Origin of the sequence: Marinitenerispora sediminis (assembly GCF_003336425.1) — a bacterium.
Classification (GTDB): domain Bacteria; phylum Actinomycetota; class Actinomycetes; order Streptosporangiales; family Streptosporangiaceae; genus Marinitenerispora; species Marinitenerispora sediminis.
This window is the reverse complement of the sequence record NZ_QEIO01000220.1, coordinates 1-6,168: the sequence shown is the minus strand read 5'-3', so window position 1 is coordinate 6,168 and position 6,168 is coordinate 1. Positions and strand designations below refer to the sequence as shown.

Sequence of the window (6,168 nt, the reverse complement as noted above, 5' to 3'; positions counted from 1 at the left end):
GGCGTGGACGCCGCCCGCCCTCCCGCAACCGGGCGGCGTCCACGCCGTCGAAGACGTGCTCACCGCCGTCCGCGCGGTCCAGCAGGCCGAGCAGGTTGAGCAGCGTCGACTTGCCCTGGCGGGAAACGCCGGCACCGCCGGCTCAGCCCCGTCACGGCGGCGGGCGGATGAGCCCGCGCCCCGGACGGCCGCGGCTGCTGCGGTCCGCAACGGGCGCGGGGCCCTCCCGCAGCGGGACGGGCCGGTCGGGATCGCCGGGCGGGGTGCCAGCGCGGCGACCGGCGGCCGCGGCCCGCGGGGGCGGTCTCCGCACACCGCTCGCGGGTGCCCTGCACCGCGGGTGCGGGTGTTTCGGCAACCGCCCGTCAGCGATCCGGATCGCTGACGGGCGATCAGGGTGCCGGCCGGTGCGGGGCCCGTGCCGGGAGCAGCCGGGCCGCCGCCGCATGCGGGTGGGGCGCCTCGCGCAGGTGCGGGGGGGTGCCCGGGCGCGGAGAGGTCCGGTGCCGGGGGCACTCGCCCGGGGGCGTGCCAACGCCTCGGCCGGGCAGGACCACGCGGTCCGGACGGACGTGGCGCGCCATCAGTGGGCGGGGCGAAGCCGGTCCGCGCACGCCGGTGCCCGGCAGCCTCCGCCCCCGGACGCGGGCGGTTCGGCGGCCGTCCCGGCGGGAGGTCTAGGCCTCGACCCGGAAGCCGTCGCAGGAGATGAAGGGGCCGTCGCCGGCCTCGCCGGAGGACCAGACGACGGTGTACGTCCCGTCGGGGAGGGTCTGCGGCCCGTCGTCGAAGTGGTTGGGGAACACCAGCTCGGACCAGTCGGTGCCGGCGAGTGTCGTGGAGGCGGTGTACTCGTCGCCGTCCGGAGTCACCACGCGCAGGCTGACCGGGCCGTCGGTGGCCCCCGAGGAGTCGCGCAGGGCGATCCGCGCCGCGTTGTCGGACACCTTCGTGCGCGGCACCGAGGTCTCCCAGGCGCCCTCGACGCGGGTGCTCACCCGTGGTTCGCAGGTGAGCGTGCGGGCGTCGAACCGCAGCTCCGCGGTCGCCGCCTCGTCCGGGGTCTCCCCGCCGGCGGAGCTCGGCACGAGCATCGCCTCCAGCTCCTGCTGGGTGGGGTTGTCGGTGCCTCCGCACGCCGAGAGCAGCAGGACGCCGGCGGCCGCGAGCGGCAGCAGCAGCCGGGGCGGCCGGCGCGCGGAAGGGGGAGAAGAGATGTGGAGGGGAAGCACGAGCGCAGAGTACTACGCACCGGGGCGCCGTGCGGACTCCTTGTCGCGACCGGTACGGGAGCGTTCGACCGCACCTGTCGGCCACGGCCCGGAGCGTCCGCCTACGCCGCCCGCGGCGGTGCGTGGCAGCTGCTCCGGGAACGGGCGGCGGGGGTTGGGCGCGGCCGCGCGGGCCGGGCCGCCCCGGGACCGGGCACCGGCCGCCGGTAGGCGACCGCGGGCCGGACCACGCGGCCGCTCAGACCGGGCGAAGCGGGGTCGGTCCGCCGTTGAGCGCCGTCAGCACGGTGTCGTGCAGGTCGCCGTTGCTGCACACCAGCGGCCCCCCATCGGCGAAGTCGCGTCCGTTCAGGTCGGTGGCGCGGCCCCCGGCCTCCTCCAGGATGACGGGCAGCGGCGCGGCGTCCCACAGCGAGAGCTCGGGTTCGGCCGAGACGTCAACGGTACCCTCGGCCACCATCACGTGCGACCAGAAGTCGCCGTAGGCGCGGGTGCGCCAGACGGACCGGGTGAGCCCGAGGAACGACTCCAGCCGCCGCTGCTCCTCCCAGCCGGTGAGGGAGGAGAAGGAGAGCGAGGCGTCGGAGAGCCGCGCGACCGCGGAGACCTGGCACCGGCTGGCCTTGGTGAGGCTGCGCCCGCTCCACGCGCCGCCGCCCTTCGACGCCCACCACCGGCGCTGCAGCGCCGGCGCGGAGACCAGCCCCACGACCGGCCGGTCACCGTCGAGCAGCGCGATCAGTGTCGCCCACACCGGGACGCCGCGGACGTAGTTCTTCGTGCCGTCGATCGGATCGATCACCCAGCAGCGGGCCCCGCTCCCGGATCTCCCGTACTCCTCACCGAGCACGGCGTCGCGCGGCCGCGCGCGCGAGAGCACGCCGCGCAGCGTCTCCTCCACCGCCCGGTCGGCCTCGGTCACCGGAGTGAGGTCGGGCTTGGTGTCCACGTGCAGGTCAAGAGCGCGGAAGCGCTTCAGGGAGATGTCATCGGCCGCGTCGGCGAGGACGTGGGCGAGACGAAGGTCGTCGTCAAAGGCCGCCATGGCGGGTAACGCTACCTGCCCGTGCCGGGCGCGGGCAGCCCGGCGCACGCGCGTGACCAGAGTGTTAGTGAGCGGCGGCCCGCCCCCGGCCGGCCGGCGCGGTCCGTCCCGGCCCCGCCGGGGTCCTCCCGCCGTGCCCGGAACCGCCGGTCACGGCGCCGCGCCGCTCCGGGGTTTGTCGTGGCGCGGCCCGTGCCGTGAGACTGGTCTGTCGTGAACGCAACCACTCCGGCGGCCCCCGAGCCGCGGCACAGCACGCCCGCCTTCCTGTTCGACCTCGACGGCACCCTCATCGACAGCGTGTACCAGCACGTCATCGCGTGGCGGACCGCGCTGGCCGAGATGGACATCGACCTGTCGGTGTGGCGGATCCACCGCCGGATCGGCATGAGCGGTGGGCTGTTCGTCTCGGCGCTGATGCGCGAGACCGGCCGCGACCTCTCGCCCGAGGAGGTCCGTGCACTCCAGCAGGCGCACGCCCGCGAGTTCCTGCGCCGGCACGAGTCGGTGCGCCCGCTGCCCGGCGCGGCCGAACTGCTCGGCGAGCTGACCGCGCGCGGCGTCCCGTGGGCCATCGCCACCAGCGGGCGCCGCGCCACCGCGGGGGCGGCGCTGGGGCTGCTGGGACTGCCCGAGGACACGCCCATGGTCACCCGGGACCTCGTGCGGCACGCCAAGCCCGACCCCGACCTCTTCCTCGCCGCCGCCGACCTGCTCGGAGTCGATCCCCGGCAGTCCATGGTGGTGGGCGACAGCGTGTGGGACCTGCTGGCCGCCCGCCGGGCGGGCGCCTTGGGCGTGGGACTGCAGTCCGGTGGGTACGGCCGCGAGGAACTGGAACGCGCCGGCGCCTTCCGGGTGTACGCCGACCCGCTCGACATGCTGGAGCGGCTGGACGAACTGGGGGTCCGCAGCGCGATCGTGGACGAGTGAGGGCGTCGGCCGCGGCCCCGGCTCCCGTGCAGCCAGAACGGCGCGGGCTCCCGCGCCGCTTCCGCGTGCTCCTCGACGCCCCGGCACCCCGGTCCGCCCCCGCGCCGCCGAGATCGCCGTGAGCGGTGCCCGGTCGGCCGCACCGGCCAGGCGCGGGCCGGTTCCCGGGATGGCGGGCGGCCCCGGACGTTCCGAGCGGAGTGGCCGGGCCGCCGACGGGTGGGCGAGCACGCGGACCTTGAACGGTGGAGGCCTGCCACCGGCCGGACCGGGGCGGGGTGAACTCCCCGGCGCCTGATGAGCCCTGCCCGGTCCCTGCCGCCCACCCCGGACCGGACCGCCCTCCTCCAGCGCGAACGGACGCCGCTCGACGGCCTCCGCCGGAGTCCGCGCCGCAGGCGCTGGGCGCGGGATCCCGGGAGCACCGCGGCCGCCTGAGCGGCGGTCCATGACCTGCCGTGCTGCTGGTCCCTCGACCGCATCTCGCATGCGGCCGCACCACGCCGCCTCGGCGGGGGACCAGCGCCGCGGCCGCTCCCGCGCGGCCGCGGCGAACGCATGCCCGGCGCGGCACCAGCGCACGGGAGGCCGTCCGGACCACCGCGGCCCCGGCGCGCCGCCTGGCCGTACGTGCCGCGGGCGCCCGCCGGCGCTCGGGCCGCTGATCCGGCGGCAGCGGCGGACCGGTGCGCGCCGGGAGTGAACGCCGCCGCTCCGTGCGCCGCGGCCAACCGCCAGGCAGGCCGGTCCGCGGCGGCGGCTCGGAAACGGATGGCGGCGGCCGGGCGGCTCTGCTTGCATGGGAGCATGCCCGACGACGAACGTGTGAGACTGCTCGGCCTGATCAGCGCCCCGGAGCGGCTGCGGGTCTTCTCGGCCCTCGTACTCCAGACCTCCGGGAGCGAGGCCGTGGCCGAGCGGGCCGGCCTGCCGCTGCGGGACGCGCTGCGGGCCCTCAGCCAACTGGAACAGGGCGGGCTCGTCGGCCGGGACGGCGCCCGGTGGGCGGCCCGGCCGGAGGTGCTGCGCAACGCGGTCGCGGCGGCGGCCCCGCCCCAGCCGCTCGACGACCTGGCGGGTGTCGAGCAGGAGGAGGCCGCGGTGTTCCGGGCGTTCACCAAGGACGGGCGCATCACCACGATGCCGGCCCACCGCGGCCGGCGCCAGGTGCTGCTGGACCACGTCGCGCGGATCTTCGAGCCGGGCGTGCGCTACACGGAGGCCGAGGTCAACGCGTTCCTGCGGGCGTTCCACGACGACCACGCGATGCTGCGCCGGCTGCTCGTGGACGAGGGCTTCCTGGACCGCGACGCCCACCACTACTGGCGGTGCGGCGGGACCGTGGAGGTCTGAGACACCTCGAACCGCACGTGCGGGCGGCGACGCGGCCGGACCGCGGTCCCCGTGCCGCCGCGCGGCGCGCTCCCCGTCAGGCGGCGGCGGGCGCGCGCAGCTCCGCGGGCGGTCGCGCCGGCAGGCCCGCGGACATGGTCCGGACCTCTCCGCCACCGTGGGCGTGCTCCAGGTTCATGGCGACCCAGCGGCCGTCGGGCGACCAGGCGAGGTCGGCGAGCCGGTGGACGCGGACCTCGTCGTCGGACCAGGGGACGTCAGCGGGTGGTCCGGCGGTGACCAGGGACCCGCCGTCCGGGCTCACCGCCAGGCCCGTCACCCGCCCGGCGACGTCGGGAACGGTGTCGATCACGGCCGCGGACGACGGGTCGATGACGTGGACGTCCGGCGCCATCCCCGCCGCGAACAGCCGCGACCCATCCGCGGTGAAGGCTGCGGCCTCGATCGCCACCTCCCCAAGGGAGGGCACCGCGACGGGCTCGCCGCCGTCCGACCGGATCTCCACGCCGTCGGCCCGCCCGAAGTCGAGCCGGTGCCGCCAAGAGCGCGACCGGCCGGACCCCTGCTCCACCGGGACGTCGACCGCCTCCACGGCGTCGAGGTCGTAGGCGCGCTGCGCCGTCTCCAGCGCGTCCAGGTCCGTGCGCGCGACGATGTGCCGCCCCGGGACCCACGTCAGGTTCCAGGTGAGGTCGGAGCCCGGCAGGGGAGGCGCGCGTACTCCGACCAGTCGGCGCAGTCGTACACCTCGACCTCGTCCTCCTCCCCCTCGACGGCCAGGAAGCGGGCGTCGGCGGAGAACGCCAGGCGCTGGGTGCCTCCGGTGCCGAAGGGGCGGAGCACGGTCGGGGCGTGCACGTCCGGCACGTGCGGGAGGTCTTCGCTGCTCGGGCTGTCGGCGTCCAGCGGGTACATGGTGGTGCCCCAGGCGTCGCCCGGGGCCAGGTGCCCGATCCAGGCCGGATCGGTGACCCGGACGATGTCGTCGGCCCGCACGAGCACGTCCTCGTCCGCCCAGCCGCCGGAGCGCTCGTAGAGGAAGAACCCGGGATCCCGCTCCGGCAGCGGCAGGTAGGTCCGGGCGCTGGTCTCGTAGTAGACGACGAACACCCGGAAGCGCACCTCGCGGTGCTCGGGGCGGACGGCGCGGACGCGGACGCCGAAGATGTCGGTGGACAGCGGAACGCAACTCCGGGAAACGTCGGGCGGCGGGGACCGCGTGATCGGGGGAGCACGCTAGCCGCCGGGTCGGAGAACGGTGCCGTGCTGCCGGGCGCCCCGGGCGCCCCGGGCGGCACGCGGAGCGGCGGGCTCCTTCCGTGACTTGTCCGGTTCCGGTTAGTCTGGGGCATTGTGTGTGGTCCGACGACCGACCTGCGCATGGTCCTGTTCTCCATGGCGCTGACGAGCACCGACGACGCGCTGTGTCGCGCCCGGTGCCCGCGCCGTGCGCGCTGACGCGCGCCGGCGCCCCAGCTGACCAGGCATCCCCTCCGGTCCGGCCCCGCCGTGCGGCCGACCGGCGTCCCGATGGAGAACCGCCTTGACCACCTCCGCCACCCCCGCACCTGTCTCTTATACACATCTCCGAGCCCACGAGACCTC

General features: G+C 76.4%; 6 protein-coding genes and 1 pseudogene. 2 read left to right on the top strand and 5 right to left on the bottom strand.

The window, feature by feature from the left end; translation table 11 throughout:
• From DEF28_RS28640 to hisN, 3 genes and pseudogenes are all read right to left on the bottom strand, one after another.
• Positions 1–130, bottom strand: a pseudogene (locus tag DEF28_RS28640) (ABC transporter ATP-binding protein); the annotation flags it as partial.
• Positions 131–677: 547 nt separating this feature from the next.
• Entirely contained in the window at positions 678–1,232 is a 555-nt protein-coding gene (locus DEF28_RS25105; protein ID WP_114400588.1) for a hypothetical protein, read from the bottom strand.
• Between the two features lie 238 nt (positions 1,233–1,470).
• On the bottom strand, positions 1,471–2,277 hold the full coding sequence (gene hisN / locus DEF28_RS25100; protein ID WP_114400589.1) for a histidinol-phosphatase: 807 nt from the start codon (positions 2,275–2,277) through the stop codon (positions 1,471–1,473).
• A gap of 213 nt (positions 2,278–2,490) precedes the next feature.
• On the opposite strand from hisN, the gene DEF28_RS25095 reads away from it, so the two are divergent.
• Together DEF28_RS25095 and DEF28_RS25090 are read left to right on the top strand one after the other, a co-directional pair.
• Entirely contained in the window at positions 2,491–3,210 is a 720-nt protein-coding gene (locus DEF28_RS25095) for an HAD family hydrolase (protein WP_114400590.1), read from the top strand.
• A gap of 807 nt (positions 3,211–4,017) precedes the next feature.
• Complete coding sequence (locus tag DEF28_RS25090) at positions 4,018–4,563, top strand: DUF2087 domain-containing protein (RefSeq protein WP_199493531.1); 546 nt, start codon at positions 4,018–4,020, stop codon at positions 4,561–4,563.
• Between the two features lie 76 nt (positions 4,564–4,639).
• Here the strand turns inward: DEF28_RS25090 and DEF28_RS25085 are convergent, their stop codons facing one another.
• Entirely contained in the window at positions 4,640–5,155 is a 516-nt protein-coding gene (locus DEF28_RS25085) for a WD40 repeat domain-containing protein (protein WP_114400592.1), read from the bottom strand.
• 83 nt (positions 5,156–5,238) lie between these two features.
• On the bottom strand, positions 5,239–5,685 hold the full coding sequence (locus DEF28_RS25080; protein ID WP_114400593.1) for a hypothetical protein: 447 nt from the start codon (positions 5,683–5,685) through the stop codon (positions 5,239–5,241).
• Positions 5,686–6,168 lie beyond the last annotated feature (483 nt).

What these genes read in the sequence shown, in the direction of transcription:
- hisN (WP_114400589.1), bottom strand. Translation starts at nt 2,277, where the DNA reads ATGGCGGCCTTTGACGACGACCTTCGTCTCGCCCACGTCCTCGCCGAC.
- DEF28_RS25090 (WP_199493531.1), top strand. Translation starts at nt 4,018, where the DNA reads ATGCCCGACGACGAACGTGTGAGACTGCTCGGCCTGATCAGCGCCCCG.